The organism is Modestobacter sp. VKM Ac-2986, assembly GCF_026967795.1.
Taxonomy (GTDB): Bacteria; Actinomycetota; Actinomycetes; order Mycobacteriales; family Geodermatophilaceae; genus Modestobacter.
The window spans coordinates 191,141-215,632 of the sequence record NZ_JAPVBH010000008.1 but is presented as its reverse complement, the minus strand read 5'-3'; the positions used below and the strand labels follow the sequence as shown (position 1 = coordinate 215,632).

General features: G+C 75.2%; 28 protein-coding genes and 1 rRNA gene. 13 read left to right on the top strand and 16 right to left on the bottom strand.

The features are described from left to right. Positions 1–70, top strand: a 5S ribosomal RNA gene (rrf, locus tag O2W14_RS20025); the annotation flags it as partial. 459 nt (positions 71–529) lie between these two features. On the opposite strand, the gene O2W14_RS19545 is transcribed toward rrf, so the two are convergent. From O2W14_RS19545 to O2W14_RS19535, 3 genes are read right to left on the bottom strand one after another with little or no spacing between them, the layout of a single operon-like run. Next, positions 530–1,228, bottom strand: a complete 699-nt coding sequence (locus O2W14_RS19545; protein ID WP_269177803.1) for a hypothetical protein — start codon at positions 1,226–1,228, stop codon at positions 530–532. Next, positions 1,225–2,145: an ABC transporter ATP-binding protein gene (locus O2W14_RS19540; protein ID WP_269177802.1), complete on the bottom strand. Its 921-nt coding sequence runs from the start codon at positions 2,143–2,145 to the stop codon at positions 1,225–1,227. Before O2W14_RS19540 ends, O2W14_RS19545 begins: the two co-directional genes overlap by 4 nt. Then, complete coding sequence (locus tag O2W14_RS19535) at positions 2,142–2,504, bottom strand: GntR family transcriptional regulator (protein ID WP_269177801.1); 363 nt, start codon at positions 2,502–2,504, stop codon at positions 2,142–2,144. The genes O2W14_RS19540 and O2W14_RS19535 overlap by 4 nt, the downstream gene beginning before the upstream one ends. 172 nt (positions 2,505–2,676) lie before the next feature. Here O2W14_RS19535 and O2W14_RS19530 point away from each other — a divergent pair, with 172 nt between their 5' ends. From O2W14_RS19530 to allB, 7 genes are all read left to right on the top strand, one after another. Beyond that, a complete protein-coding gene (locus O2W14_RS19530; RefSeq protein ID WP_163613053.1) occupies positions 2,677–2,979 on the top strand; it encodes an urease subunit gamma in 303 nt (100 codons plus the stop codon). Next, positions 2,976–3,305 (top strand): urease subunit beta, encoded by a 330-nt coding sequence (locus O2W14_RS19525; protein WP_269177800.1) that lies wholly within the window; start codon positions 2,976–2,978, stop codon positions 3,303–3,305. Before O2W14_RS19530 ends, O2W14_RS19525 begins: the two co-directional genes overlap by 4 nt. Next, on the top strand, positions 3,305–5,026 hold the full coding sequence (locus O2W14_RS19520; RefSeq protein ID WP_269177799.1) for an urease subunit alpha: 1,722 nt from the start codon (positions 3,305–3,307) through the stop codon (positions 5,024–5,026). Before O2W14_RS19525 ends, O2W14_RS19520 begins: the two co-directional genes overlap by 1 nt. Beyond that, positions 5,026–5,667 (top strand): urease accessory protein UreF, encoded by a 642-nt coding sequence (locus O2W14_RS19515; RefSeq protein ID WP_269177798.1) that lies wholly within the window; start codon positions 5,026–5,028, stop codon positions 5,665–5,667. Before O2W14_RS19520 ends, O2W14_RS19515 begins: the two co-directional genes overlap by 1 nt. Before the next feature lie 18 nt (positions 5,668–5,685). Then, positions 5,686–6,363, top strand: coding sequence for an urease accessory protein UreG (gene ureG / locus O2W14_RS19510; RefSeq protein ID WP_269177797.1), 678 nt, complete (start codon positions 5,686–5,688; stop codon positions 6,361–6,363). Positions 6,364–6,451: 88 nt separating this feature from the next. Then, positions 6,452–7,117, top strand: coding sequence for an urease accessory protein UreD (locus O2W14_RS19505; protein ID WP_269177796.1), 666 nt, complete (start codon positions 6,452–6,454; stop codon positions 7,115–7,117). Beyond that, a complete protein-coding gene (allB, locus tag O2W14_RS19500; RefSeq protein WP_269177795.1) occupies positions 7,114–8,439 on the top strand; it encodes an allantoinase AllB in 1,326 nt (441 codons plus the stop codon). Before O2W14_RS19505 ends, allB begins: the two co-directional genes overlap by 4 nt. 30 nt (positions 8,440–8,469) lie before the next feature. Here allB and O2W14_RS19495 read toward each other — a convergent pair whose 3' ends face one another. Further along, entirely contained in the window at positions 8,470–8,625 is a 156-nt protein-coding gene (locus tag O2W14_RS19495) for a hypothetical protein (RefSeq protein WP_269177794.1), read from the bottom strand. 95 nt (positions 8,626–8,720) lie between these two features. Between O2W14_RS19495 and alc the strand changes: the two genes are divergently transcribed. Next, positions 8,721–9,854: an allantoicase gene (gene alc, locus O2W14_RS19490; protein ID WP_269177793.1), complete on the top strand. Its 1,134-nt coding sequence runs from the start codon at positions 8,721–8,723 to the stop codon at positions 9,852–9,854. A 75-nt stretch (positions 9,855–9,929) separates the two neighbouring features. Here alc and O2W14_RS19485 read toward each other — a convergent pair whose 3' ends face one another. From O2W14_RS19485 to O2W14_RS19470, 4 genes are read right to left on the bottom strand one after another with little or no spacing between them, the layout of a single operon-like run. After that, the gene (locus O2W14_RS19485) at positions 9,930–10,301 is read right to left on the bottom strand and encodes a VOC family protein (protein ID WP_269177792.1); all 372 of its coding nucleotides are present in this window, start codon (positions 10,299–10,301) and stop codon (positions 9,930–9,932) included. Positions 10,302–10,345: 44 nt separating this feature from the next. Continuing rightward, positions 10,346–12,706 (bottom strand): xanthine dehydrogenase subunit D, encoded by a 2,361-nt coding sequence (pucD, locus tag O2W14_RS19480; protein ID WP_269177791.1) that lies wholly within the window; start codon positions 12,704–12,706, stop codon positions 10,346–10,348. An 11-nt stretch (positions 12,707–12,717) separates the two neighbouring features. After that, positions 12,718–13,269, bottom strand: coding sequence for a (2Fe-2S)-binding protein (locus tag O2W14_RS19475; RefSeq protein ID WP_269177790.1), 552 nt, complete (start codon positions 13,267–13,269; stop codon positions 12,718–12,720). Beyond that, a complete protein-coding gene (locus O2W14_RS19470) occupies positions 13,266–14,102 on the bottom strand; it encodes an FAD binding domain-containing protein (protein WP_269177789.1) in 837 nt (278 codons plus the stop codon). Before O2W14_RS19470 ends, O2W14_RS19475 begins: the two co-directional genes overlap by 4 nt. Positions 14,103–14,207: 105 nt before the next feature. On the opposite strand from O2W14_RS19470, the gene O2W14_RS19465 reads away from it, so the two are divergent. Next, positions 14,208–15,578 carry an 8-oxoguanine deaminase gene (locus O2W14_RS19465; protein WP_269177788.1) on the top strand — a complete coding sequence of 457 codons (1,371 nt, stop codon included), beginning with the start codon at positions 14,208–14,210 and terminating at the stop codon, positions 15,576–15,578. A gap of 9 nt (positions 15,579–15,587) precedes the next feature. On the opposite strand, the gene O2W14_RS19460 is transcribed toward O2W14_RS19465, so the two are convergent. After that, positions 15,588–16,478, bottom strand: a complete 891-nt coding sequence (locus O2W14_RS19460; protein ID WP_269177787.1) for a LysR family transcriptional regulator — start codon at positions 16,476–16,478, stop codon at positions 15,588–15,590. 71 nt (positions 16,479–16,549) lie between these two features. Here O2W14_RS19460 and O2W14_RS19455 point away from each other — a divergent pair, with 71 nt between their 5' ends. Further along, a complete protein-coding gene (locus O2W14_RS19455) occupies positions 16,550–17,455 on the top strand; it encodes a DMT family transporter (protein ID WP_269177786.1) in 906 nt (301 codons plus the stop codon). Here the strand turns inward: O2W14_RS19455 and O2W14_RS19450 are convergent. Then, on the bottom strand, positions 17,444–18,406 hold the full coding sequence (locus tag O2W14_RS19450) for an EamA family transporter (RefSeq protein WP_269177785.1): 963 nt from the start codon (positions 18,404–18,406) through the stop codon (positions 17,444–17,446). The two genes, O2W14_RS19455 and O2W14_RS19450, sit on opposite strands and share 12 nt — an antisense overlap. A 74-nt stretch (positions 18,407–18,480) precedes the next feature. Between O2W14_RS19450 and O2W14_RS19445 the strand changes: the two genes are divergently transcribed. After that, positions 18,481–19,020, top strand: coding sequence for a CGNR zinc finger domain-containing protein (locus O2W14_RS19445; protein WP_269177784.1), 540 nt, complete (start codon positions 18,481–18,483; stop codon positions 19,018–19,020). A 3-nt stretch (positions 19,021–19,023) separates the two neighbouring features. On the opposite strand, the gene O2W14_RS19440 is transcribed toward O2W14_RS19445, so the two are convergent. Then, on the bottom strand, positions 19,024–19,428 hold the full coding sequence (locus O2W14_RS19440) for a universal stress protein (RefSeq protein ID WP_269177783.1): 405 nt from the start codon (positions 19,426–19,428) through the stop codon (positions 19,024–19,026). A 73-nt stretch (positions 19,429–19,501) separates the two neighbouring features. Here O2W14_RS19440 and O2W14_RS19435 point away from each other — a divergent pair, with 73 nt between their 5' ends. Further along, the gene (locus O2W14_RS19435; protein ID WP_269177782.1) at positions 19,502–20,272 is read left to right on the top strand and encodes an SDR family oxidoreductase; all 771 of its coding nucleotides are present in this window, start codon (positions 19,502–19,504) and stop codon (positions 20,270–20,272) included. Positions 20,273–20,343: 71 nt separating this feature from the next. Here O2W14_RS19435 and O2W14_RS19430 read toward each other — a convergent pair whose 3' ends face one another. The 5 genes from O2W14_RS19430 to egtE all read right to left on the bottom strand — a co-directional run bounded on the left by O2W14_RS19430 (position 20,344) and on the right by egtE (position 24,413). Continuing rightward, the gene (locus tag O2W14_RS19430) at positions 20,344–21,054 is read right to left on the bottom strand and encodes an anti-sigma factor (protein WP_269177781.1); all 711 of its coding nucleotides are present in this window, start codon (positions 21,052–21,054) and stop codon (positions 20,344–20,346) included. Then, positions 21,035–21,670 (bottom strand): RNA polymerase sigma factor, encoded by a 636-nt coding sequence (locus tag O2W14_RS19425; RefSeq protein ID WP_269177780.1) that lies wholly within the window; start codon positions 21,668–21,670, stop codon positions 21,035–21,037. Before O2W14_RS19425 ends, O2W14_RS19430 begins: the two co-directional genes overlap by 20 nt. After that, a complete protein-coding gene (locus O2W14_RS19420; protein ID WP_269177779.1) occupies positions 21,667–22,335 on the bottom strand; it encodes a class F sortase in 669 nt (222 codons plus the stop codon). Before O2W14_RS19420 ends, O2W14_RS19425 begins: the two co-directional genes overlap by 4 nt. 24 nt (positions 22,336–22,359) lie before the next feature. Next, a complete protein-coding gene (locus O2W14_RS19415; protein WP_269177778.1) occupies positions 22,360–23,181 on the bottom strand; it encodes a DUF4397 domain-containing protein in 822 nt (273 codons plus the stop codon). Between the two features lie 89 nt (positions 23,182–23,270). Next, the gene (gene egtE / locus O2W14_RS19410; RefSeq protein ID WP_269177777.1) at positions 23,271–24,413 is read right to left on the bottom strand and encodes an ergothioneine biosynthesis PLP-dependent enzyme EgtE; all 1,143 of its coding nucleotides are present in this window, start codon (positions 24,411–24,413) and stop codon (positions 23,271–23,273) included. Positions 24,414–24,492 lie beyond the last annotated feature (79 nt).

Here is a 24,492-nt window from a genome sequence, read left to right as displayed (position 1 = left end):
GGAAGCTAAGCCTTTCAGCGCCGATGGTACTGCCCCGGGGACGGGGTGGGAGAGTAGGACGCCGCCGGACACAACTCCCAGGAACGGGGTCACAGCATCAGCTGTGGCCCCGTTTCTGCATGTCTGGACCAGGTCGGCTCGTCGCTCGCGCGCACGTGCTCCCACGAACGATGGTCGATCACGAGCCGGCGTCCCGGTCCGGTGAGTGGGCACCTCGTACGAGTGGTCCTGCTGCTTGCGACCGTGACGAAACGATGAGGCTATCCTCGGGTCGTGGACTCCGCCAGGGTCCTCGAGGGACGGTGCCGCCCGGCGGACGCTCTGCTGTCGGCAGGGCCCCGGTGCGACCGACTGACGTCGTCCGTGGGACGTGGCGTGACGCGCGGGGCCTCAGGGCTGGCCGATCTCCTGTGCCGGCGCGCCTGCCGTGGCGAGGGAGCTCCTCGACGTCCTGCTGGACGCGGGCTCCGATGGACGTGACGGACGGCCGGCGCCCACGAGCGGCCGGCCGTCCGGTACGGCGGGACGGTCAGGGGACGGTCCGGCGGAGACCGATGTAGGTGGCGACGGCGAGTGCCAGGGTCAGCAGCGCCGGGAGGCCGAGCGTCATCGACTCGACCGATCGGTCCGACAGCCAGGTCCAGACGTCTGCCCACGCCTCCCGCCACGTCACGAGGACGACGGTCAGCCCGACGGCCAGCAGACCGACGGCGCTCAGCGCATAGATGCCGTTGGCTCCCCAGCGCTTGAAGACCACGCCGATGCCGATGCCCAGGAAGCAGGCGGCCACCAGCGGGACCGTGAAGACGAGCAGCTGCAGTGCCGGGTTGCCGACGTCGATCGGCCCGGGTGCCCAGAAGTCGAGCCCGACGCCCCATCCGCCGGTCGCGTTCTCGATCGCGGTGAGGGCGGTGAGTGCGATGCCGAACAGCAGCGACTGTGCCAGCGCGGCCAGCGCCGTCCCTGCGTAGTAGGTGCGGCGGCTGAGGCTCAGCCCCATGGCGAAGGGGAACACCTGGGTCACCGTCTGGACGAAGACGACGATCATGGTGATGTACAGCGAGGCGAGTCCGCCGGTGTTGTCCTCACCCGCTTGGGCGTCGAGGTCGGCCAGCCCCCAGATCGCCAGGTTGGTGGCGAAGGCGATGGACGCGATCATCCACGGCACGCCCAGGACCACCAGGGGGTGTGCCAGGTGGAGCCGGGCGGCGCTGAGGACGCGGTTCATCGGGATGCTCCCTGGGGGGTCTGGTGGTCGGCGCTGGGAGCCGGGTGCTCGGTGGCGCCGCGGCTCATCCCGACCACGAGCTGCTGCAGTGAGGTGTGTTCGACAGTGAGCCCGAGGTCGGTGGCGTCCCGCCGGGCGTTCGGCGTCCGGGTCCGGACGACGGCACGGGACTGTCCCGCCATCGACTCGCTCGTCAACAGTTCGTGCACGGATGCGAACGTGGCGACCTGGCGCGCCGGGCCGACCACGGTCAGGGCGGAAGCACGCAGTGTCTCCGCGTCGCTGTCCACGAGCACGCGGCCGTGGTCGATGAGCAGCACGTGCTCGAGGAGGTCGCTGATCTCCTCGATCAGGTGCGTCGACAGGACGATCGTGCGCGGGTGCTCGGCGTAGTCGGCCAGCAGTCGGTCGTAGAACAGCTGTCGAGCGACGGCGTCCAGTCCCAGGTAGGGCTCGTCGAAGAGCGTCACCGGCGCGCGCGAGGCGAGCCCGAGCACTATGCCCACGGCCGAGTTCATCCCGCGGGACAGCTTCTTGATCGGCCGCTTCCGTGGCAGCTCGAAGTCGTCGACCAGCTGGTCGGCCAGGTCGGCGTCCCACGCCGGGTACAGCATCGCCGCAGCCGTGAGCGCGTCGCGGACCCGGAAGTGGTCGGGGTACCGCTGGCCCTCCTTGATGAAGCACATCCGGCTCAGGACGGCGTCGTTCTCGAACGGGGCCTGGCCCAGCACGCGGACCCGGCCCGTCGTGGGCACCCGGTGGCCGGTGAGCAGCTGCAGGAGGGTCGTCTTGCCGGCGCCGTTGCGGCCGAGCAGACCGGTGATCGTGTCGGCCTCGATCTGCGTCGACACGTCGGTCAACGCGGTGTGCCCACGGAAGCGCATCGTGACGCCGTCCACGGTGGCGGCGGCGGTCACGACCGGCCTCCGCGCTCGCGGAGCATCGCGGCGATCTCACTGACCGAGATGCCGACCTTCGCGGCCTCGGCCAGCAGGGGGGTGAGGTACTGGTCGGCGAACTCGCTGCGGCGCCGCTTGAGCAGCTGCTCGCGAGCGCCGGTGGCCACGAACATCCCGACTCCTCGTCTCTTGTAGAGGACCCCGTCGCTCACCAGCTGGTTCAGGCCCTTGGCCGCGGTGGCGGGGTTGATCCGGTGGAAGGCGGCCAGCTCGTTGGACGAGGGGGCCTGGCTCTCCTCGGCGAGGGAGCCGTCGACGACCGCGTCCTCGAGCTGGGTCGCGATCTGCCTGAAGATCGGGCCGGCGTCCTCGTTCACGTCGGCCCACGACCCCAGGAGCGAGCCATGAGGCTCATGGGTTCGTTACTCATGTAATGAACCATAGAGGCGGACGGTCGGCATCCGCAAGGGGTCGTGCAACGCGACCGTCACATGCAGCCGTTACGGTCCTGGCTCTGCCGCTGACCGGCCTGTCAGGAGGACGTCGACCGTGCTGCTGTCCCCGCACGAGCAGGAGCGGCTGATGCTCAGCTACGCCGCCGAGCTCGCCCGCCGCCGTCAGGCCCGTGGCCTGAAGCTGAACCTCCCGGAGGCGACGGCGATCGTGTCCGACCACGTCCTCGAGGGCGCCCGCGACGGCGAGCTGGTCACCGACCTCATGCAGTCCGGCCGCACCGTCCTCACCCGGGACGACGTCATGGACGGCGTGCCCGAGCTGCTGGAGGAGGTGCAGGTGGAGGCGACCTTCCCGGACGGGACGAAGCTGGTGACCGTCCACCACCCGATCTCGTGATCAGGGACGGCGTCACCCCGGGTGTGGTCCCGGGCGAGGTCATCCCGGCCGAGGGCTCCATCGAGACGCTGCCCGGCGTCCCGCGGATCGAGCTGGCGGTGCACAACACCGGCGACCGGCCGGTGCAGGTCGGGTCGCACTTCCACTTCGCCCAGGCCAACGTCGCGCTGGAGTTCGACCGGGCCGCCGCGCACGGGCACCGGCTCGACATCGCCGCCGGCACCGCCGTGCGCTTCGAGCCCGGCCTGCAGCGCACGGTGTCACTCGTCCCCCTGGCCGGCGCCCGCGTCGTCCCGGGCCTGACCGCGGAAGGTGGGCTGGGCTGATGGTGCGGCTGTCCCGCGAGCGCTACGCACAGCTGTACGGCCCCACGGTCGGCGACCGCATCCGGCTCGCCGACACCGACCTGCTCATCGAGGTGACCGAGGACCGCTGTGGCGGCCCCGGCCTGGCCGGTGAGGAGGCGGTCTTCGGCGGCGGCAAGGTGATCCGCGAGTCGATGGGCCAAGGGCGGGCCACCCGAGCCCAGGGAGCCCCCGACCTGGTCATCACCGGCGCCGTCGTCCTGGACCACTGGGGCATCGTCAAGGCCGACGTCGGCATCCGCGACGGCCGCATCGTCGCCCTGGGCAAGGCCGGCAACCCCGACACCATGGACGGCGTCCACCCCGACCTGGTCATCGGGCCCGGCACCGAGGTGATGGCCGGCAACGGCAAGATCCTCACCGCTGGCGGCATCGACTGCCACGTGCACTTCATCTGCCCGCAGATCGTGCCCACCGCCCTGGGCTCGGGCATGACCACGCTCATCGGCGGCGGCACCGGCCCGGCCGAGGGGTCCAAGGCCACCACCATCACCCCGGGCGACTGGTACCTGGCCCGCATGCTCGAGGCGATGGACGGCATGCCGGTCAACGTCGCGCTGCTGGGCAAGGGCAACACCGTCTCCACCGAGTCGCTGGAGGAGCAGCTGCGGGCCGGCGCCAGCGGGTTCAAGCTGCACGAGGACTGGGGCTCCACGCCCGCGGCGATCGACGCAGCGCTCACGGTGGCCGGACGCAACGGCGTCCCGGTCGCGCTGCACTCCGACACCCTCAACGAGGCCGGGTTCGTCGAGGACACCCTGGCCGCGATCGCCGGCCGGAGCATCCACGCGTACCACACCGAGGGCGCCGGAGGCGGGCACGCACCCGACATCATCACCGTCGCCGGCCACCCGAACGTGCTGCCCAGCAGCACGAACCCGACCCGGCCGCACACGGTGAACACCCTCGACGAGCACCTCGACATGCTCATGGTCTGCCACCACCTGGACAGCTCCGTGCCCGAGGACCTCGCCTTCGCCGAGAGCCGGATCCGGCCCACGACGATTGCCGCCGAGGACCTGCTGCACGACCTCGGCGCCATCTCGATGATCGGGTCCGACGCCCAGGCGATGGGCCGGGTCGGCGAGGTCGTCATGCGCACCTGGCAGACCGCGCACGTGATGAAGCGCCGCCGCGGGTCGCTGGTCGGCGACGGGCCTGCGGACAACCTCCGCGCCCGCCGGTACGTCGCCAAGTACACGATCTGCCCGGCGGTGGCCCACGGCATCGACGGCGAGGTGGGCTCGGTCGAGCCGGGCAAGCTCGCCGACCTCGTGCTCTGGGACCCCAAGACGTTCGGGGTGCGGCCGCACGCCGTCCTCAAGGGCGGGATGATCGCCTGGGCGCAGATGGGCGACGCGAACGCCTCCATCCCGACGCCGCAGCCGGTGCTGCCGCGGCCGATGTTCGGCGCCTACGGGACGGTGCCGGCCCAGACGTCGGTGCACTTCGTCGCGCCTGCCGCGCTCGAGGCGGGCCTGGGCGACCGGCTGGCCATCGACCGGCGGCTGGTCGCGGTCTCCGACACCACCCGGCTGGGCAAGGCCGACATGCCGGAGAACACCGCGCTGCCGGACATCCGGGTCGACCCGGACACCTTCACCGTCTCCGTGGACGGCGACGTCTGGGAGCCCGAGCCGGTGCGCGAGCTGCCGATGGCCCAGCGCTACTTCCTGTTCTGATGACGGCAGCCCTCCTCGCCCTGGCCGACTCCCGGCTGCCCGCCGGCGGGCACGCGCACTCCGGCGGGGTGGAGCAGGCGATCACGGCCGGGGTCCTCACCGACCCGGGGTCGCTCGCCGCCTTCCTCCGCCGGCGGCTGACCACCGCCGGCGCGGTGGCGGCCGGGCTCGCCGCGGCCGCCTGCCGGTCCGCCGACGACGCGGCGGCGCTCGCTGTCCTGGACGCCGAGGCCGACGCGCGGACGCCGTCCCCCGCGCAGCGGGCCGCCTCCCGGCAGCAGGGCCGCGGTCTGGTGCGGGTCGCGAGTCGCGCCTGGCCGGACCCGGCCTGGGCCTCGCTGCCCGCGCAGCCGCACCACCCGCTCGCCCTCGGGGTGGCCGCGGCGACCGCCGGGCTGACCCCCCGGGACGCGGCCCACGCCGCCGCCTACCTGGCGGTGAGCGGACCGGCCACCGCCGCCCAGCGGCTGCTGGCCATGGACCCGATCACCGTCGCCGCGGTCACCGCCCGACTGTCGCCGGAGATCGACCGGGTGGCCGACGACGCAGCGGCCGGCGACCTGCCGGCCGACACCGACCCGCTGCTGGACCTGCTCACCGAGGTCCACGCCGCCCGCAACGACCGGTTCTTCGCCTCATGAGATCGAAGGAGTGCTCCCATGCCGCCTGACCACAACCTGGACGACTACGTCGACCCCTACAGCCCCGGCCACCGCCACGGCGGTCCGCTGCGGGTGGGGCTCGGCGGCCCGGTCGGCTCCGGCAAGACCGCGCTGGCCGCCGCGCTGTGCCGCACGCTGGGCACCGAGTACGACCTCGCCGTCGTCACCAACGACATCTACACGACCGAGGACGCCGACTTCCTGCGCCGCAACGCCGTGCTGCCCGACGACCGGATCGAGGCGGTGCAGACCGGCTGCTGCCCGCACACCGCGATCCGCGACGACATCACCGCCAACCTCGACGCCGTCGAGCTGCTGGAGTCCCGGCACCCCGGCCTGGAGCTGGTGCTCGTCGAGTCCGGTGGCGACAACCTGACCGCGTCGTTCAGCTACGGCCTGGTCGACGTGCAGATCTTCGTCATCGACGTCGCCGGTGGGGACAAGGTCCCGCGCAAGGGCGGGCCGGGCGTCACCGCCTCGGACCTGCTGGTGGTCAACAAGACCGACCTCGCGCCGATGGTGGGCGCCGACCTCGGCGTGATGCGCCGGGACTCCGACGCGGTGCGCGGCGACAAGCCCACCCTGCTGATCTCGCTGCGGGAGGACCCGGCCGCGACCGAGGTCGCCGAGTGGGTGCGCCAGCAGGTGCGCGCGAGGGCGCTGCAGGAGGCGTGAGCGTGTCGTCCGAGGGTGCCGGCGTGCGAGCGGCCCGGTGAGGACCCTGGTCGAGGTGGTGGCACGGTGCGACGCGCGTGGTCGCACCGTGCTGCCGGTCGTGCGGGCCAGCGGTCAGCTGGCGGTCCGGCGCACCGGCCCCACCACCGTGCACCTGGTCGCGACCGCGTTCGGCCCGCTCGGCGGGGACGACGCGGAGATCCGGCTGGTCGTGGAGGAGGGCGCCCGGCTCGCGGTCCGCTCGGTGGCCGCCGCCGTCGTGCTCCCCGCGCGCGGGGAGTCGCCGTCGTCCCGGCAGGTGGTGCGGGCCGAGGTGGCCGGGGCGCTGGACCTGGCCCCGGAGCCCACGGTGGTCACCGCGCGAGCCGACCACCGGGCCGAGGTGCGCGTCCAGCTCACCGAGGCCGCGGAGCTGACCGTCACCGAACAGGTGCTGCTCGGCCGGCGTGGCGAGGACCCCGGCCGCTGGACCGGCACCACCCGGGTCGAGCGCTCCGGCCGCCCGCTGCTGCACACCACCGTCAGCCTCGGGCCGGGTGCCCCCGCCTGGCTGCCCCCGGTCGCCCCGCGGGCCTACGTCTCCACCGTCCGCATCGGTGAGCCCCGCCCGGAGGTGCGCACGGGCCTCGACGCCGTCCGGTTGCCGCTGGCCGGTGGCTGGGTCGGCACCGCGTGGGCCGGGGAGCTGCACGACGCCGTCGCCGCGCTGGCGTCGGTCACCGAGGACGCCGCGCTGGCGGAGGTGGCCCGGTGACCGGGTCACTGGTGGTCCGCGCCCGCCGGGTGGTGCTGCCCGACGGGGAGCGTGCGGCGGCGGTGCACGTCACCGACGGTGTGGTCACCGCGGTCACCGGCTTCGACGACGCCGGTGACGACCCGGTGACGCTGGCCGAGGACGAGGTGCTGCTGCCCGGCCTGGTCGACAGCCACGTGCACGTCAACGAGCCCGGCCGCACCGAGTGGGAGGGCTTCGCCTCCGCCACCCGGGCCGCGGCCGCCGGTGGGGTCACCACGATCGTGGACATGCCGCTCAACTCGATCCCGCCGACGGTCAACGTCAAGGCGCTGCAGGTGAAGCGGCAGGTGGCCGAGGGCCAGGTGAGCGTCGACGTCGCCTTCTGGGGCGGGGCCGTGCCCGGCAACGCCAGCCAGCTGACCCGGCTGCTCGCCGACGGCGCGGTCGGGGTGAAGTGCTTCCTGCTCGACTCCGGGGTGCCGGAGTTCCCGCCGCTGGACGACGCCGGCCTGCGCACCGCGCTCACCGCGCTGGCCGCCGTCGACGGGCTGCTCATCGCCCACTGCGAGGACGACGACGAGATCGCCGCCGCCCCCGACCCGGCGGGCACCAGCTACCCGGCGTTCCTGGCCTCCCGCCCGGTCGCGGCGGAGGAGACCGCGATCGGCCGGCTCATCGCCGCCGCCCGGGACACCGGTGCCCGCGTGCACGTGGTCCACCTCGCCGACGCCGGGGCGCTGCCGATGCTGCGCGCGGCGCGGGCCGAGGGCGTGCGGATCACCGTGGAGACCTGCCCGCACTACCTGACCTTCGCCGCCGAGGACGTGCCCGACGGCGACACGGCGTTCAAGTGCTGCCCGCCGATCCGCGAGGCCACCCACCGTGAGGCGCTGTGGGCCGCTCTCGAGGCCGGTGACATCGACCTGGTCGTCAGTGACCACTCGCCGTGCACCGCGGAGCTCAAGCGGCTCGACGTGGGGGACTTCGGGCTGGCCTGGGGTGGCATCGCCGGCCTGCAGGTGGCGCTGCCCGCGGTGTGGACCGGGGCCCGGGCGCGCGGGCTGGGGCTGGGCGACGTCGTCCGGTGGATGGCGGAGGCGCCTGCCCGGCTCACCGGGCTGACCGGCAAGGGCGGGATCGCCGTCGGCCGGGACGCCGACCTGGTCGCCTTCGCCCCCGACGAGCAGTGGCGGGTCGGGGCGCTGCACCACCGCAACCCGGTCACGCCCTACGCCGGCCGGGAGCTGACCGGGGTGGTGCGGGCGACCTGGCTGCGCGGGCAGCGGCTCGCGGACGGTGGTGCGCCCCTCGGCCGTCTGCTCAGCAGAGGAGGCACCTGATCGGGCCCGTGCTCGGCACGGGCCCGATCGTCAGCTCTGGCGCTCCTCGCGGGCAGCTTCGTCGAGGACCTTCGGGTCGTCGTCCACGCCGCCGGCGGGGTCGGCGTTGCCGAGGGCGGTCTCGGCGGGGAGCTGCTCGACGTGCTGCTTGGCCCGGGCCTTCAGGTCGTCATCGGGGCTGGTCATGCGGTGCCTCCTCCAACTCGATGGTGCGTCGTGGCCGTCCCCTACCCTCGCCACGCCGGTGAACCCCCGAACGTGACACCCGATCCTGGAGAGCGATGAGACACGCTGAGGTCAGCCCCGCGTTCGTGCACCTGCCCGACCTGGCCCGCCGCGACCTCGGCGGTGCTGTGGTCGCGGCCAACGACGAGTTCTTCGCCGCGCGGGAGAACCTGGTGCTGCCGCACCCGGCCGTCGCGCGCACCGAGTTCGGGCACAAGGGCAAGGAGTACGACGGCTGGGAGACCCGCCGTCGGCGCACCGCGGGCCACGACTGGGCGATCGTCCGGCTCGGCGCCCCCGGGATCGTCGCCGGCGTCGTCGTCGACACCGCCTTCTTCACCGGCAACTTCCCCGCCCAGGCCTCCGTGGAGGGCGCCGCGGTGGAGGGCCACCCCTCGGTCGAGGAGCTCACCCGCGCCGACTGGCAGCCGCTGGTGCCGCTGTCGGACCTCGCGGGCGACACCACGAACCACTTCCCGGTCGACTCCGACCGGCGGGTGACGCACGTGCGGCTGGCCATCCACCCCGACGGCGGCGTGGCCCGGCTGCGGGTGCACGGCACCGTCGTCCCCGACCCGCGGCTGCTCGACGCCGGCCCGCTGGACCTCGCGGCCCTGGAGAACGGCGGGCAGGTCACCGGCGTCAGCAACGCCCACTACGGCAGCCCGCTGCAGCTGATCGGCCGCGGCCTGGCCCGCTCGATGGGCGAGGGCTGGGAGAACGCCCGCCGTCGCGGCCCGGGCAACGACTGGGTCGACGTCGCGCTGGCCTGCGAGGGCGTGGTCACGCTGGCCGAGCTGGACACCTCGTACTTCCTCGGCAACGCCCCCGGCACCGCCTCCCTCACCGGCCGTACCGCCGACGGCACCGAGGTCGAGCTGCTGCCCCGCACGCGGCTGCAGCCGGACACCCGGCACCGGTTCGTCCTCGACGGCGCGACCGGCGTGACCTCGGTGCGGCTCGACGTCTTCCCCGACGGCGGGATGGCCCGGCTGCGCCTGTGGGGCCGGCCCACGGCTGCCGGCCGCGCCGCGCTGGGACGGCGCTGGTTCGACGCGCTGCCCGACGTCCAGGCCCTGGAGGTGCTCGGCACCCTCGGCGTCGACCCGTCCGAGGCCGGTCGCCTCGTCGGCGCCCGCCCGCTGGGCACCGACGTCCCCGACGCCCTCCGCCCCCTCCTCGGCGGCTGACCCGCCCCGAGGGCGAAAGTGGCCACTCTCGCCCCTCGGAGGAGGGCCGTGTTCGCGAACACGGCCCTCCTTGGGTCAGCCGGCGGTGAGGACCTCGTAGAGGCCCAGGCGGTTGGCCCACGGGTCGTCGAAGTCGCACCAGCTCACCACGCCGGGCACCGACTCGGCCGGGGACACCTCGACGCCGGCGGCGAGCAGCGCCTCCCGAGCCGCGGGCAGGTCCGGGACCGCCAGGCGCAGCCGGTTGGGCAGCGGCTGCGCCGGCGGGGGCACGGTGGCCACCTGCAGCCAGGTCTCCTGGCCGGGGACGACGGCCCACTCGAGCAGGCCCTCGTCCGGCTCCAGCTCCGGCGGCCGGCCGAACACCGCGGTGTAGAAGGCGCGGGCGGCGGCGAGGTCCTCGACCTGCAGCTCGAAGGTCATCCCGTACGGCGAGATCCCGGTCATGGTCCGAGCCTCCTCAGCGGGTCAAGGCCCGTGGCGGGCATCCCTCATGGACCGGGTGGGGCGCCCTCCTCGGCCATGGTGCCGGGGGCGTCGTGCGGCTCCTCGTCGACCACCGGGCCGCGCGGGCGGTCGGGGTCGGCGGGGCGCGGCGTCGTCCAGGTGACCGTGGGGGCCGCGCCGATGCCCAGCGCGATGTGCTCGGGCTTGATCGGCACCGCCGGCAGCGGCAGCCCGGTCGCGGCCCGGACGGCGGCGGCGACCACCGGGACGGCGGTGACCAGCGGCGGCTCCCCGACGCCCTTCCAGCCGTGCGGCATCCCCGGCTCGGGGTCGGTGACGTAGGTGGAGACGATCTCCGGGGCGTCGACGATCGTGGGGATCAGGTAGTCCTGGAGGTCGGGGTTGGTGATCAGCCCGTCGGCGACCACCACCTCCTCCATGAGCGCCAGGCCCATGCCCTGCACGATGCCGCCCTCGATCTGGCCGAGCAGCTGCGTGGGGTTCACGACCGTGCCGACGTCCTGGCAGGAGGCGATCTGGACGACGCTGACCAGCCCGAGCTCGACGTCGACGTCGACCACCGCCCGCTGCGCGGAGAACCCGAACGCCACGTACATGCCGCCCTCGGGCGAGCCGAGCGGGTGGGTGGCCGGGTGCTGGAAGTGCTCGGTGGCCCGGAACGTCTGCCCGGGTGCGGCGGTGGCCACGGGGCCCAGCGGCCGGCCCGCGGCGCAGACCACGCCGTCGGCGACGGTCAGCGTGGCGGCGTCCAGGCCGTGCGCGCGGGCGACCCGGCCGAGCATCCGGTCGCGGACGGCGAGGCAGGCGCGGTGCACCGCCGTCCCGGACGCCATGGTCTGCCGGGACGCGCTGGTCGACCCGGCGGAGGCGACCAGGGTGTCGGGCTGGACGACGTCGACGGTCGTGGCGCCGAGCACCGTTCGGGCGACCTGCTCGGCGACGGTGACGAAGCCCTGGCCGACCTCGGCGCAGGCGGTGTGCACCGTGGCGTGCCCGTCGCGCAGGCTCACCTCGGCGGTGGACTCGTCGACGTGGCCCTCGCTGAAGGCCAGGTTCTTGATCGACACCGCCCAGCCGACGCCGCGGCGCACGGTGCCGCCCTCGGCCGACCGCCCGACGCCGCCGGGGGCCTTGGCCGGTCCGGTGGGCAGCGGGACGGCGCGCAGCCCCTCGATGACCTCGCGGACCGGGGTGGGGGCGTCGAAGCGCTGGCCGAAGGTGGCGACGTCGCCGCGCTGCAGGGCGTTGGTCAGCCGGATCTCGACGGGGTCGAGGTCCAGGGCGGCGGCGAGCGCGTCGAGCTGGGCCTCGTGGGCGAAGGCCGCCTGCGGGACGCCGAACCCGCGCATCGCGCCGCAGCTGGGGTTGTTGGTGCGCACCGACCAGCCCTCGAACCGGCCGTTGTCGACGCGGTACGGGCCCTGCAGGAGCGTGACGGTGTTGGTGATGACCACCGGCGAGGTGCTGGCGTACGCGCCGCCGTCGAGCAGCACCCGGCCCTCGACGCTGACGATCCGCCCGTCGGCGTCGGCGGAGTGCCGCAGCCAGATGGTGCCCGGGTGGCGCTGCCGGTGGGCGAGGAAGGACTCCTCCCGGGTGTACTCGATCTTCACCGGGCGGCCGGTGGCCAGCGCGAGCAGGCAGGCGTGGGTCTGCAGGGTGACGTCCTCGCGGCCGCCGAACGCCCCGCCGACCCCGGCGAGGGAGACGTGCACCTTCTCCGGCGGCAGCCCGGTCGCCCAGCCGATCTGCTTCTGGTCCGAGTGCAGCCACTGGGTGGCCACCTCGATCGCCACCCCACCGTCCGGCGTGGGCCGGGCCAGCCCGGCCTCCGGCGCGAGGAAGGCCGGGTCCTGCATGCCGATCCGGTAGGTGTTCTCCACGGTGACCACACCGCGGGCGTCGGGGTCGCCGCAGCTGTAGGAGACGTGCCGGTAGACGTTGCCGTCGGGGTGGACCGACGCCGCGGTCAGCGCCAGCTGCGGGTCGGTGAGCGCCGGCAGCACCTCGTAGACGACCTCGACCGCGCGGGCGGCCCGGCGGGCGGTGGCGGCGTCGACCGCGGCCACGACCGCCACCGGCTCCCCGGCGTACCGGACGACGCCGTCGGCCAGCACCGGCTCGTCGCGCAGCACCAGCCCGAAGTGCCGGTCGCCGGGGACGTCGTCCACGGTCAGGACCGCGTGCACGCCGTCCATCGCGCGGGCGGCGGTGGTGTCGACGGACAGGATGCGGGCGTGCGGGTGCGGCGATCGCAGGGTGACCCCGATCAGCATCCCCTCGGCGGTGAGGTCGCCGGCGTAGGAGAACTCGCCGCGCACCTTCGCCGGCCCGTCCGGCCGCCGCACCGACGCGCCGATGCCCCCGGGGGCGGAAGTGGCCACTTTCGCCCCCCTCATGAGGTGGCTCCGCGGCGGGTGCGGGCGGCGGTCTCGACGGCGGCGATGATCCGGCCGTAGCCGGTGCAGCGGCAGAGGTTGCCGTAGAGGGCGGCCTCGATCTCCGGCCGCGTCGGGTCGGGGTTGGTCTCCAGCAGCTCGGTCGCGGCGGTGACGAACCCGGCGGTGCAGATGCCGCACTGCACGGCGCCCTCGGCGAGGAAGGCCTCCTGGACGTCGGAGAGCGCGCCGTCCGGGCCGCCGATCGAGGCGATGGTCTCCACGGTGCCGCCGGCGGCGGTCGCTGCGGGCACCAGGCAGGCGCAGAGCACGTGGCCGCCGTCACCGAGGTCGGCCCGCACCGCGCAGGCGCCGCACCGGCCGTGCGCGCACCCGGTCTTCGGGCCGCGGACGCCGAGCCGGTCGCGCAGCACGGTCAGCAGCGACTCGTCCCACCGGGCGGTCACCTCGTGCGCCGTCCCGTCCACGGTGAGGCCGAACGTGACGGACCCGTCCGCACCGTCGGTGCCGCCGGCGACGTCCGTCCGGGGGTTCTCGACGGCGCTCACGAGCCCAGCCCCGCGTCGACGGCCGCACGGGTGACCAGCCGGACGGCGAGCACCCCGAGCGCGTGCCGGCGGTACTCGGCCGAGGCGACGGTGTCCTCGGGTGGGTCGACCGCGGCGGCGACGGTGGCCCGCAGGTCCGCAGGCGTCGCCCGGCCGTCGAGCAGGGCGGTCGCGGCGGTGTCGACGGCGTCCGAGCGCAGCGGGGTGGGGCCGGCGTTGCCGAACGCCAGCCGCGCGACGCCGTCCCGGCTGACGACCGCGGCGCTGACGGTGGCCACGAACTGGGCGTTGCGCCGGCCGACCTTGGCGTAGTCGGCGAACCCGACGTGCACCGGCAGCCGGACGGCGGTGAGCAGCTCGCCCTCCCGCAGCCCGGTGACCCCCGGCGCGGTGACGAACCCGTCGAACGGGACGACGCGGGTGCCGGTGGCCGAGGTGAGCTCGAGCGTCGCGCCGCTGGCCAGCAGGGTGGGCAGCAGGTTGCGGTAGGGGAGCGCGCTGACCACGTTGCCGCCGATCGTGGCCTCGGTGCGCACCAGCGGCGTGCCCAGCGACGACGCGGCCGCGCGCAGCCCGCCGTCCGGCGCGGTGGTGAGCGCGGCGACCGGGGTGCCCGCGCCGATGACCAGCTCGCCGCCGTCGGTCGCCGTCCCGCGCAGGGCGGCGACCCGGCGCAGGGACAGGAAGCCCGCCGCCGTCCGGTTCCGCCACAGCAGGTCGGGCATCACCTCGGTGCCGCCGGCGACGACGACCGCCTCCGGGCGCTCGGCGCGCGCGGCCAGCGCCTCGCCGAGGGTCTCGGGCAGGGCGAAACGGGGGGCTTCCAGCAGCACGTACGACCTCGACTTCCGACGGGGACGGCCACGCTAACCGCGGAGTGTTACGAATCGGGACCTGCCGGTGCGCTGCCGGACACAAACGGTCGGCAGGATGCGCGCGTGACCGCTGACCTCCTCGTGCACGACGCCGAGCTGATCGCCACCGTGGACGACGCCCGCCGGGAGATCACCGGGGGGTGGGTCGCGGTCACCGACGGCGTGGTGAGCGCCCTGGGTGGACCGGGCGACCCGCATCCCGACGCCGTCCGGCGGATCGACGCCCGCGGTTGCCTGGTCACGCCCGGGCTGGTCAACACCCACCACCACCTGTACCAGAACCTGACCCGCGCCTACGCGCCCGCGCTGACCGGTGGGCTGTTCGAGTGGCTGGTGACGCTGTACCCGCTGTGGGCGCGACTGGACGAGGAGGCCGCGTACGTCAGCGCCTACGTGGGGCTGGCCGAGCTGGCGCTGTCGGGCTGCACCACCTCGACCGACCACTCCTACGTGCACCCGCGCGGGGCCGGTGACCTGATCAGCGCCGAGGTGGCCGCCGCCCGTGAGCTCGGCGTCCGGTTCCACCCCACCCGCGGCTCGATGTCGCTGTCGGTCAAGGACGGTGGCTTGCCGCCGGACTCCGTCGTCCAGGACGACGACGAGATCCTGGCCGACTCGCAGCGGCTGGTCGAGCTGCACCACGACCGGTCGGGAACGGCGATGACCCGGATCGCGCTGGCCCCGTGCTCGCCGTTCAGCGTGTCGACGTCGCTGATGACCCGCACCGCCGAGCTCGCCGAGCACCTCGACGTGCGGCTGCACACCCACCTGGCCGAGACCCAGGACGAGGACGCGTTCTGCCTGGCCACCTTCGGCCGCCGGCCGGTCGACTACCTGGCCGACGTCGGCTGGATGACCTCACGGACCTGGCTGGCCCACGTGGTCTGGCCCGACGCGGACGAGGTCGTGCGGCTGGGCGCGGCGGGCGTCGGGGCGGCGCACTGCCCGTCGTCGAACATGATCCTGGGCAGCGGGCTGGCCCCGGTCGCCGAGCTGCGCGCCGCGGGCGCCCCGGTCGGCCTGGGGGTGGACGGTTCGGCGTCGGCGGACTCCGCCTCGCTGTGGCTGGAGGCCCGGACGGCGATGCTGCAGGGCAAGCTGCGGCACGGCGCGGCCGCGATGTCGGCCCGGGACGCCCTGGAGATCGCCACTCGCGGCGGTGCGGCGTGTCTGGGGCGCACCGGCGAGATCGGGCAGTTGTCGGTCGGGGCGTGCGGGGACCTGGCGGTGTGGTCGCTGGAGGGTGTGCGGTTCGCCGGGGCGCTGTCGGACCCGGTGGAGGCGTGGCTGCGGTGTGGGCCGGTGTCGGCGCGGGAGACCGTCGTCGGAGGACGGGTGGTCGTCGAGGGCGGGGCCGTGACGCACCCGGGGCTGGACGAGCAGCTCGCCGTCCACCGGCGGGTGTCCCGGCGCATGCAGGCCGCGCTGGACTGACGCAGCGCGTCAGTGGCCGGTGGCGAGGCGGTCCGCGGCTGACGTGAGGGTGGCGAGGACCGTCTGCACCGAGCTGCGCAGGGCACGCTCCGGCCGGACCAGGACGTCGATGTGGCGGGCGAGGCCCATCCCGCGCACCGGGCGCAGCACGAGGCCGGGGGAGGCCGGCGCGGTGTGCCGGGGCATCAGGGCCAGGCCGGCGCCCGCACACACCAGACCCGCTGCGACCGTCAGGTCGTTGATCCGGTGGGTGATGGTCAGCGGCCGGCCGGCCGCGGCGGCGATCGCCTCGAGCGGGGCGAGCAGCGGAAAGCCCTCGTGCACGGCGATCCACGGCTCCCCGACGACCTGCTCGGCGGTCACGGACTCCTGCCGGGCCAGCGCGTGCCCCACCGGGACGGCGACGTCGAGCGGCTCGTGCAGCAGCGGCGTGACCGCGATGGTCGTCGGCCACGGCGGGCTGGAGTCGAGCCGGTGCGCCAGGACCACGTCGTGGTCGGCGCACAACGCCGGGAAGCTGGACTGGGACACGTCGTGCTCGGCGCACTCGACCGCCGGTCCGCCGGCCTGCAGCAGGGCGGGGAAGAAGGCCGTGGCCGCGCTGGAGAAGGCGGCCACGCGCACGGTGCCGCGCGGGTCGTCCAGGAACGCGTCGACGGCGACCTCGGCGCGGGCCAGGGCGGTGGCCACGTCGGTGGCGGCGTCGGCCAGCGCGCGCCCCGCATCGGTCAGCACCAGGCTGCGGCCCCGCCGCTGGGTGAGCGGGACGGGCACGCCCCGCTGCAGGACGGCGAGCTGCTGGGAGACCGCCGACGGGGTGATGAACAGCGCCTGGGCCACTGCGGTGACGCTGCCGCGGTCGCCGAGCTCGCGCAGGATCGACAGCTGGCGGACGTCCATGAAGCGACGCTACATCGGCGGTTGAGGAGCTGGTCGTTGTTCTTCAACGACCCTGGCCGCAGGGTCGAGGCGTGCGAGCGACAGGGCGGGACAGGACGACGGATGCCGTGCTCATGGGCGTGGCCCTGGTCTGGGGCAGCAGCTACCTGGTCGCCAAGGACCTCACCGTCGTCGCGCCCGTGCTGGTCGTCCTCGCGCTGCGCTACGTCCTGTCGGCGGCCGCGCTCGGGGTCGTCTGCCGGCGGGCCCGCGAGCGCACGCCGCGCGGGAGGGAGCTGGCGGTCGGCGTCCTGCTGGGCTGCACCCAGGCCGCCGTCCTCACGCTGGAGACCTTCGGCGTCACCGGCACGTCGGCCACGAACGCGGGGCTGATCATCAGCCTGACGGTGGTCCTCACCCCGCTGCTGGACGGCGCGTGGGGGCGTGCCCCGCTGCCGGCGCCGTTCTTCGTCGCCACCGCCGTCGCGGTGGTGGGCGTCGGGCTGCTGGTCTCCGGCGACGGCGTCCGGGCGCCCGGGTGGGGTGATGCGCTGATGCTGGCCGCCGCGGCGGTGCGTGCGGTGCACGTCAGCCTGATCGGCCGGCTCACCGCCGACCGCCCGTACAGCTCGCTGGTGCTCACCACGGTCCAGTCGACGGTCGGCGCCGTCCTGCTGTCCGCCGCGGCCGCACCGCAGCTGGGGGCCGTGGCCCGGCTGCCCCCGGCCGCGTGGGCCCAGCTGGCGTACCTCGCGCTGGCCTGCACCGTCTTCGCCTTCCTCGCCCAGACCTGGGCCATCCGCCGGACCTCGCCCAGCCGCGCCAGCCTGCTCATGGGCACCGAGCCACTGTGGGCCGTCGCGGTCGGCGTCGGCATCGGCGGCGAGCGGCTGACCGCGGTCGCGGCCGTCGGCGCCGTCCTGGTCCTCGCCGCCACCTGGTACGGCCAGCGGGTGGAGACCGCCCACCGCCAGGCCCGGCTCGGACTAGCGGTCTGAGCCGGCCGGGACGGGGTCGACGGTGGCGGCCGGCTCGTCGGCCGGGCGCTCGCCCAGCCGGACCAGCACGATCCCGGCCAGGACGACGACGCCGCCGACGAGCTGCACCGGCCCCGGCCGCTGACCCAGCGCCAGCCAGGCGAAGGCGACGGCGAACAGCACCTCGCTCAGCCCCACGAAGGAGCTCAGTCGCGAGCCCAGCAGCCGGACCGAGGCGATGCCGGTGGCGTAGGCGAAGGCCGCCGCGAGCAGGGACAACCCCAGGACCGGCACGAGCCAGCTGGTCGTCCGGCCGGCGAACTCGACGTCGGTGGTCGCCGTCCGCCACGGGACGACCCCGGCGAGCGCGGCCGCACCCAGCACCAGGGCGCCGACGGCCAGCCCCGCCCAGGCGCTGACCAGCGGCGGCAGGGCGTCCTCGGTGCGGGCGGAGAGGATGAAGTAGGCCGCCAGCCCGAGCGCGGCCACCAGGCCCCACATGATCCCGACCGGGTCGAGCCGGGCACCGCTGAGCACGTCGAGCACCAGCACCAGCCCGCCGAGCGCGACGACCACGCCGATGCCGGTGACCGGGCTGGGCCGCTGGCCCAGCCGGCCCCACGTCCACAGCACGACGAGCAGGACGGCGGAGTACTCCAGCAGCAGCGCCACGCCGACCGAGAGCCGGGCGACGGCGGAGAAGTAGGCGAGCTGGGGCAGCGCGACGGCGAGCGCGCCGAAGGCCAGGACGGCACCGGCGTTGGACCGCAGCAGGCCCCACCGCCCGCGCAGTGCCAGGACGGCGGGGACGGTGAGGGCGAGCGCCGCGATGCCCATGCGGGCGACGACCGCCGCCCCGGCGCTCCAGCCGGCGTCGAGCAGGCCGGTGGCGAAGACCCCGGAGGTGCCGAAGGCGGCGGCCGAGATCACCGCGATCAGCAGTCCACCCAGTCCAGCGCGTCGGTCGAGCACGGCAGCCACCTCCTCGTCAGGAGTCAGCGGACGTACGCTCCTGATGGCGGCACGTTAACAGAGTCAGGAGTCACATGCTCTTTGCCCATGACACCGAGGTGGCGCTGGCGGCTGCGACCGCACTGGTGAACACCGCCGCGGACGGCGAGGAGCGCTTGCCCGACCCGGCTGCGCTCGTGACCTTCCTCGACACCTGGGAGTTCACCGGCAGCCGCACCGGGGACGCGACCGAGCTGGCCGAGGTGCAGCAGCTGCGGGCGGTGCTCGCCGGCATCTGGGACGCCGACGAGGACGGCGTGGTCGGGGTGGTCAACCGCCTGCTCCGCGACGGGCACGCGCTCCCGCAGCTGGTCCGGCACGACGGGTGGGGCTACCACGTGCACGCCACCGAGCCGACCGCCTCGGTGGCCGACCGGATGGGCGTGGAGGCCGCGATGGCCCTGGCCGACGTCGTCCGCGCCGGTGCCCTGGACCGGCTGCACCGCTGCGCGGCCAGCGGGTGCAACGACGTCCTGGTCGACCTCACCAAGAACGCCAGCCGCCGGTTCTGCGACAACACCTGCGCCAACCGGGAGCACGCCGCCGCCTACCGGGCGCGTCGCGCGGCCGGCTGAAGGTCAGGCGGTCCCGGGCGCCCGCACGGCGAGGACCGGGCAGGAGGACTCGAGCAGGACGCGCTGCGCGGTGCTGCCCAGCAGCATCTTCCCGACCGGTGAGCGGCGGTGGATGCCCACGACGATCAGCTCGGCGGAGACCTCCGCGGCCACCGCGAGGATGACCTCCGCGGCCCGCGCGGTGCCGACGTCCAGGTGCCGGATCTGGTGCGGCACGCCCTCGGCCACGAGCCTCGCGTCGAGGGCGTCGAGGTCGCGCTCGTCGGCGGCGGTGGGCCGCACGTAGCCGCTGTCGTCGATGGCGTTGACCACCACGACGTCCGTCCCGCGCCACCGCGCCTGGCGGGCGGCCTCGGTGACGGCCAGCAGGCCCGTCGCATCCGGCACGTACCCCACGACCACGCTCACGAAGGCGACCTCTTCCTGCTCGGTAGCGCCGGCCCACGCTGGCCGACGACCCGGGTCATCGTAGGGTCCAGCGGTGGCCGCGGGGATGTTCGACGTCAGCGGTTCGATCGCGCTGGTGACCGGCTCCAGCCGGGGGATCGGCCGCGCGCTGGCCACCGGGCTGCTGGAGGCCGGCTGCACCGTCGTCCTCAACGGCCGGGACGCCGACCGGCTGGAGCGCACCCGCGCCGAACTGGCCGGGGTGGGGCCGGGCCGGGTGGTCGCCGTCCCGTTCGACGTGACCGACCCCGCCGCCGTGCGCGCGGGGGTGGCCCGGGTCGAGGACGAGGTCGGGCCGCTCGACGTGCTGGTCAACAACACCGGGGTGCAGTCACGGGCGACGTTCACCGAGGTGACCGACGAGGACTGGTACCGCCTCCTCGACACCAACCTGACCAGCGCGTTCCTCGTCGGCCGCGAGGTCGCCCGCCGGATGGTGCCGCGCGGGCGGGGCCGGATCGTCAACATCGCCTCATTGCAGAGCGAGGTCACCCGCCCCGGGATCACCCCGTACGCCGCCACCAAGGGCGCGATCAAGATGCTCACCAAGGGCATGTGCGCCGACCTCGCCGGCAGTGGGATCGGCGTCAACGCCATCGGCCCGGGCTACTTCGAGACCGAGCTGACCGCGCCGCTGGTGGCCGACGAGCAGTTCAGCGCCTGGGTGCGCGCCCACACCCCGGCCGGGCGCTGGGGCCGGGTCGAGGACCTCGTCGGCGCGCTGGTGTTCCTGGTCAGCCCGGCCTCGGCGTTCGTCCACGGCCAGGTCCTCTACGTGGACGGCGGCATGTCCTCGGTGCTGTGAGGTCCCACCCGTCCCGGCCGGTCGTCACGCCGGCACCGGCCAGCGCCCGGGAGTTCAGCGACGTCATCCGGTCAGGAGAGCGAGCCGCGGGCCACCGAGACGCCGGAGTGGGCGGGGTCGCCGTCCAGTGGCTCCACCGAGACGTCGACGACCGGGTAGTCGCCCAGGTCGAGGCCGTCGGGCAGCGGCACCGAGTTGGCGCCCTGGTGGACGACGCCCAGCGGCACGAGCCCGCTGACGTCGGGCCGCAGCAGCCACACCTCGTAGTACCCCTCGCCCAGCGACGGGGCGTCGAGGTCGACCTGCAGCGAGCGGACGCCGTCGCGCTCGCGCACCTCGGCGGTGCCGGAGGACTCGTCGGCGTCCAGCGGGTCGAGCGTGGTCGCGGCGACCACCGCGCCGGCGTCGTCCCGGGTGAGCACGGCGGCACCGGCCAGTCCGCCGACGACCGCTGCGGCGGCGGCCGCGGCCAGCCAGCGCGTGCGCCGGGGGCGCAGCTCGACGACCGGGGCCGGCGCGGGCTCCGGCTCGGACGTGGGTGCAGGCGCGGGCGTGGCGGAGACGCCGGTCGCCGCGGCGATCGCGTCCCACACCCGCGGCGGCGGGGTCACGCTGGGGGCCGGTGCCGCCAGCGCCGGCACGGCGAGGGCGTCGACCGCACGCTGCAGGGCGGCCACCTCGCCGCGGCAGGCGGCACAGTCGGCCAGGTGCGCGGCGTCGGCGGCGGGCAGCGGCTCGCGGAGCGCGGCGAGCGCGAGCTGCTCAGGGCTGCAGTGCTGCACCGTCCACCTCCAACCGGGTCCGCAGGCGCTCGAGGGTGCGCCGGATGTGGCTCTTGACCGTGCCCAGCGGGATGCCGGTGCGCGCTGCGATCTGGGCGTGCGTGAGGTCCTCGAAGAACGCGAGCTCGATGATCCCCCGTTGTGGTTGCCCGATGCGGTCCAGCTCGCCGAGGAGCAGGACACGGTCGGCCACCCGGGTGTCGACGTCGTCGGAGGAACCGGGGCGGGAGGCCACGTCGGCGGCGACCGCCTCGGACTGCCGCCGCTGCCGGTCCCGCTTGGCCCACACGTCGGCGATCTTGTGCCGGCAGATGCCCACCAGCCAGGCGGGCAGCGGACCGGAGCCGGCGCTGTAGCCGTTGCGTCCGGTCCAGGCGGAGATGAAGGTCTGCTGGGTGACGTCCTCGGCGTCCGGGCCGGGGCCGAAGGCGCGTACCGCCATGCCGTGCAGCTGCCCGCCCCAGCGCTCGTAGGCCAGCGCCAGCGCCTGCTCGTCGCCGTCGCGGAAGCGCCGGGCGATCTCGTCGTCGTCCGGCTCGACCACCCGCCGCAGCGACGTCCGGCCGGTCTCCACGTCCTGACCGTAGAGGTCGATGCGGTCCTCCAGCGCGGTCACGGTGTCGGCTCCGCGACGACGACCACGTTGTCGCGGTAAGTGCGCAGGTCGGCGTCGAAAGGGCCGCCGCAGGTGATCAGCACCAGGCGCGGCGCGCCGGTGCGGGCGAACAGCTCGCCCAGCGGCACGCCGGGCTTGTCGAGCGTCTCGCGGCCGGTGACCGTCCAGCGGGTGGTGGTCCCGTCGGCGGCCTCGACGACCACCTCGTCGCCGGGCTGGGCCTCCCGCAGCGGCGCCAGGGCGCCCAGGCCCTGCTCGACGTCGTCCACGTGCCCGGCGAGGACGGCCGCGCCCTCGGCGGCGCCGGGGACCGGGCCGTAGGAGTACCAGCCGACCCGGTCGACGTCCGCGGGCAGCGTCATCTCGCCCTCGGGCTCGACGCCGACCGGGTCGACCGGCGCCTCGATCCCGCGGGCGGGCAGGGAGAGCCGGACGGGCGGGACGACGACCGGCGCCGCCAGGGGCACGGCCGGCCGGGCCGTGACCTCGGGCAGCCGGTCCACGGGCAGCGGGGTGACCGTCGGGGCGGGTGCGGTGGTGGGCGCGGCGAGCGCCGCGACGACCGGCACCCCCGCCGCCGGCTCGGGCCGGGTCAGTGCCCAGGCGGTCGGGGTGCCGATCGCCAGGGTAAGACCCAGCGCCAGCACGGCGACGGGGGTGCGCACGGTCGTCCTCGCGGTCCGGGTCGGTCAGACCCGGCTGGAGACCACGCGACGGGCACCGAACGCGGCAGCGCCCAGGCCCAGCGCGGTCAGCGCGACGACCGGCAGGGGCAGCCCGGACTCGTCGGTGGCCAGGCCGGCCGAACCACCGGGGACACCGGAGGGGGAGGAGTGCAGGCCGCTGAAGGTCTGCACGGCCAGCTCGTAGCCGGCGTCACCCGAGCCCCAGGCGTAGACGACGGTCGCGGTGCCCTCGGACAGGGTCAGGTCGGCCGGGCCGATCGCCACGGTGGACGTGCCCGCGAGGGTGACGTCGGCGGAGACGGTCCCGGCCGGGACGGTCAGCGACGCCTCCTCCGGGTTCGTCAGGCCCGGGACGACGACCGCGCCACCGGCGCGCACGTCCACCGCGGGGGCGGCGGCGGTGTGCCGGACGGTGAGCCGCGCGTCGCCGGCACCGACCGCGGACAGGTCGTTGACGTAGGGCGTCAGGGTCGGCGTGCCGTCGGCGGACAGGTGGGCGACCACCGTGGCGTTGGCGCCGGCCGGGACGGCGACGTCGTCGGCCTTGACCGCCGGCGCCGCGGTCGCCGGGTCGGCGCCGGCCGGGAACACGGCCAGGTCGTACTCACCGGCGGGCAGGGTCAGCGGGTCGGTGAGCGTGCCGGGCTGGAAGTCCGACAGCAGCTCCTCGCCGTTGGCGTAGACGTCGACCGGGGTGTCCGGCACGGCGTGCAGGATCGAGACGGTGGCCGTCTCCGCCGCGGAGGCGGAGGTGGCGGAGGCGAGGACGAGTGCGAGCGCGCCGGTGGTGCCGGCGACGAGCGCGAGCGGGCGGGTGCGGTTCACGGAGGTGTCCTTCCGAGGCGGTGGCCCCCCGGGTGGGCGGCCTTCCACCCCCTCTTCCGCCGGGGTGCCGGACCTGGATGCAGCCGCCGTCAGGGCGCCACCGCGGTGGCGAGGAGGTCGAGCTGGTCGAGCGTGGCGTCCAGGTGTGGGGAGACGCGCAGCACCGGGCCGGCCAGCTCACGCGGCGCCCGCTCCCGACCCGGGGTCGCGGTGAGCACGCTGTGCCGGGTGCGCAGCCGGGCGGCCACCTCCCGGACGTCGACGCCGTCCGGTGCGACCAGGGTGGTGAGCGCCGTCGGCTCGTCGAGCGGCTCGACCACCCGCCAGCCACCGCGGCCCTCCAGCCGCTCCCGGGTCGCCCGGCCCAGCGCCGCCAGCCGCTCGCGCACCCGGTCGGGGCCGGCGGCCAGGTGCTCGCCGATCGCCAGGGTCAGCCCCACCCGGCCGGCGACGTGCGCCTCGTGCGACTCGTACCAGCGGGCGTGGTCGACCGACGCGCCGCCGTCGTCGTACCGGTCGGGGGCGGTCACCGGGGTCAGCCGGGCGGTCACCGCGGGCCGCATCACCAGGAACCCCACGCCGCGCGGCCCGGCCAGCCACTTGCGCGAGGTGCCGTAGGCGGCGTCCGCGCCCAGGTCGCAGTCGACGTGCCCCAGGGCCTGGGCGACGTCGAGCACCAGCGGGACGCCGGCGGCCCGGCACAGCGCCGCGACCTCCCGGCCGGGCTGGACGACGCCGCGGTGGCTGGCGACCAGCGTCAGGTGCACCAGCGCCGGCGGGTCGGTGCGCAGCAGCCGCTCCACCCCCTCGACGTCCGCCCGGCCCAGGTCGTCGGCGGGCAGGAGCACGGGTGTGCACCCGACGGCCTCGATCGCCGCCACGTTGTGCCAGTACTCCCCGGGCAGGACGGCGACCCGGCTGCCCGCCGACAGCCGCCAGGCGGCCAGGAGCGTGCGCACCGAGGCGGTGGCGCTCTCGGTGAACGCGACGTCGGCGGCGGCCATGCCGAGCAGGCCGGCGAGCACCGACCGGCCCTGCTGCAGGAGCCCGTCGGCCGCCTCCTGGGCGACGTGGCCGCCGATCTCCGCCTCGTGCCGGGCGTGCCGGGCGACGGCGTCGAGGACCGCGTCGCTCTGCCGGCTGCACGAGGCGCTGTCCAGGTGGACGCCGGCCGCGGCGGGGCGGGCGGCGCGCCAGCGGGCGCCCAGGTCGTCGTGGGGGAGAGGGCTCACCGGCAGCACGCTAGGGCAGGTGACCGGAGCCGCACGCCTAGGTGGGCGCAGACCGGGTAGGGAGTCCTCGGCCACGGCT

Excerpts from the sequence above, each read along its gene's own strand:
- O2W14_RS19460 (WP_269177787.1), bottom strand. The coding sequence starts at position 16,478 with ATGGACGTCCGCCAGCTGTCGATCCTGCGCGAGCTCGGCGACCGCGGC.
- alc (WP_269177793.1), top strand. The coding sequence starts at position 8,721 with ATGAGACACGCTGAGGTCAGCCCCGCGTTCGTGCACCTGCCCGACCTG.
- O2W14_RS19515 (WP_269177798.1), top strand. The coding sequence starts at position 5,026 with ATGACGGCAGCCCTCCTCGCCCTGGCCGACTCCCGGCTGCCCGCCGGC.
- ureG (WP_269177797.1), top strand. The coding sequence starts at position 5,686 with ATGCCGCCTGACCACAACCTGGACGACTACGTCGACCCCTACAGCCCC.
- O2W14_RS19445 (WP_269177784.1), top strand. The coding sequence starts at position 18,481 with ATGCTCTTTGCCCATGACACCGAGGTGGCGCTGGCGGCTGCGACCGCA.
- O2W14_RS19520 (WP_269177799.1), top strand. The coding sequence starts at position 3,305 with ATGGTGCGGCTGTCCCGCGAGCGCTACGCACAGCTGTACGGCCCCACG.
- O2W14_RS19545 (WP_269177803.1), bottom strand. The coding sequence starts at position 1,228 with ATGAACCGCGTCCTCAGCGCCGCCCGGCTCCACCTGGCACACCCCCTG.
- O2W14_RS19485 (WP_269177792.1), bottom strand. The coding sequence starts at position 10,301 with ATGACCGGGATCTCGCCGTACGGGATGACCTTCGAGCTGCAGGTCGAG.
- O2W14_RS19495 (WP_269177794.1), bottom strand. The coding sequence starts at position 8,625 with ATGACCAGCCCCGATGACGACCTGAAGGCCCGGGCCAAGCAGCACGTC.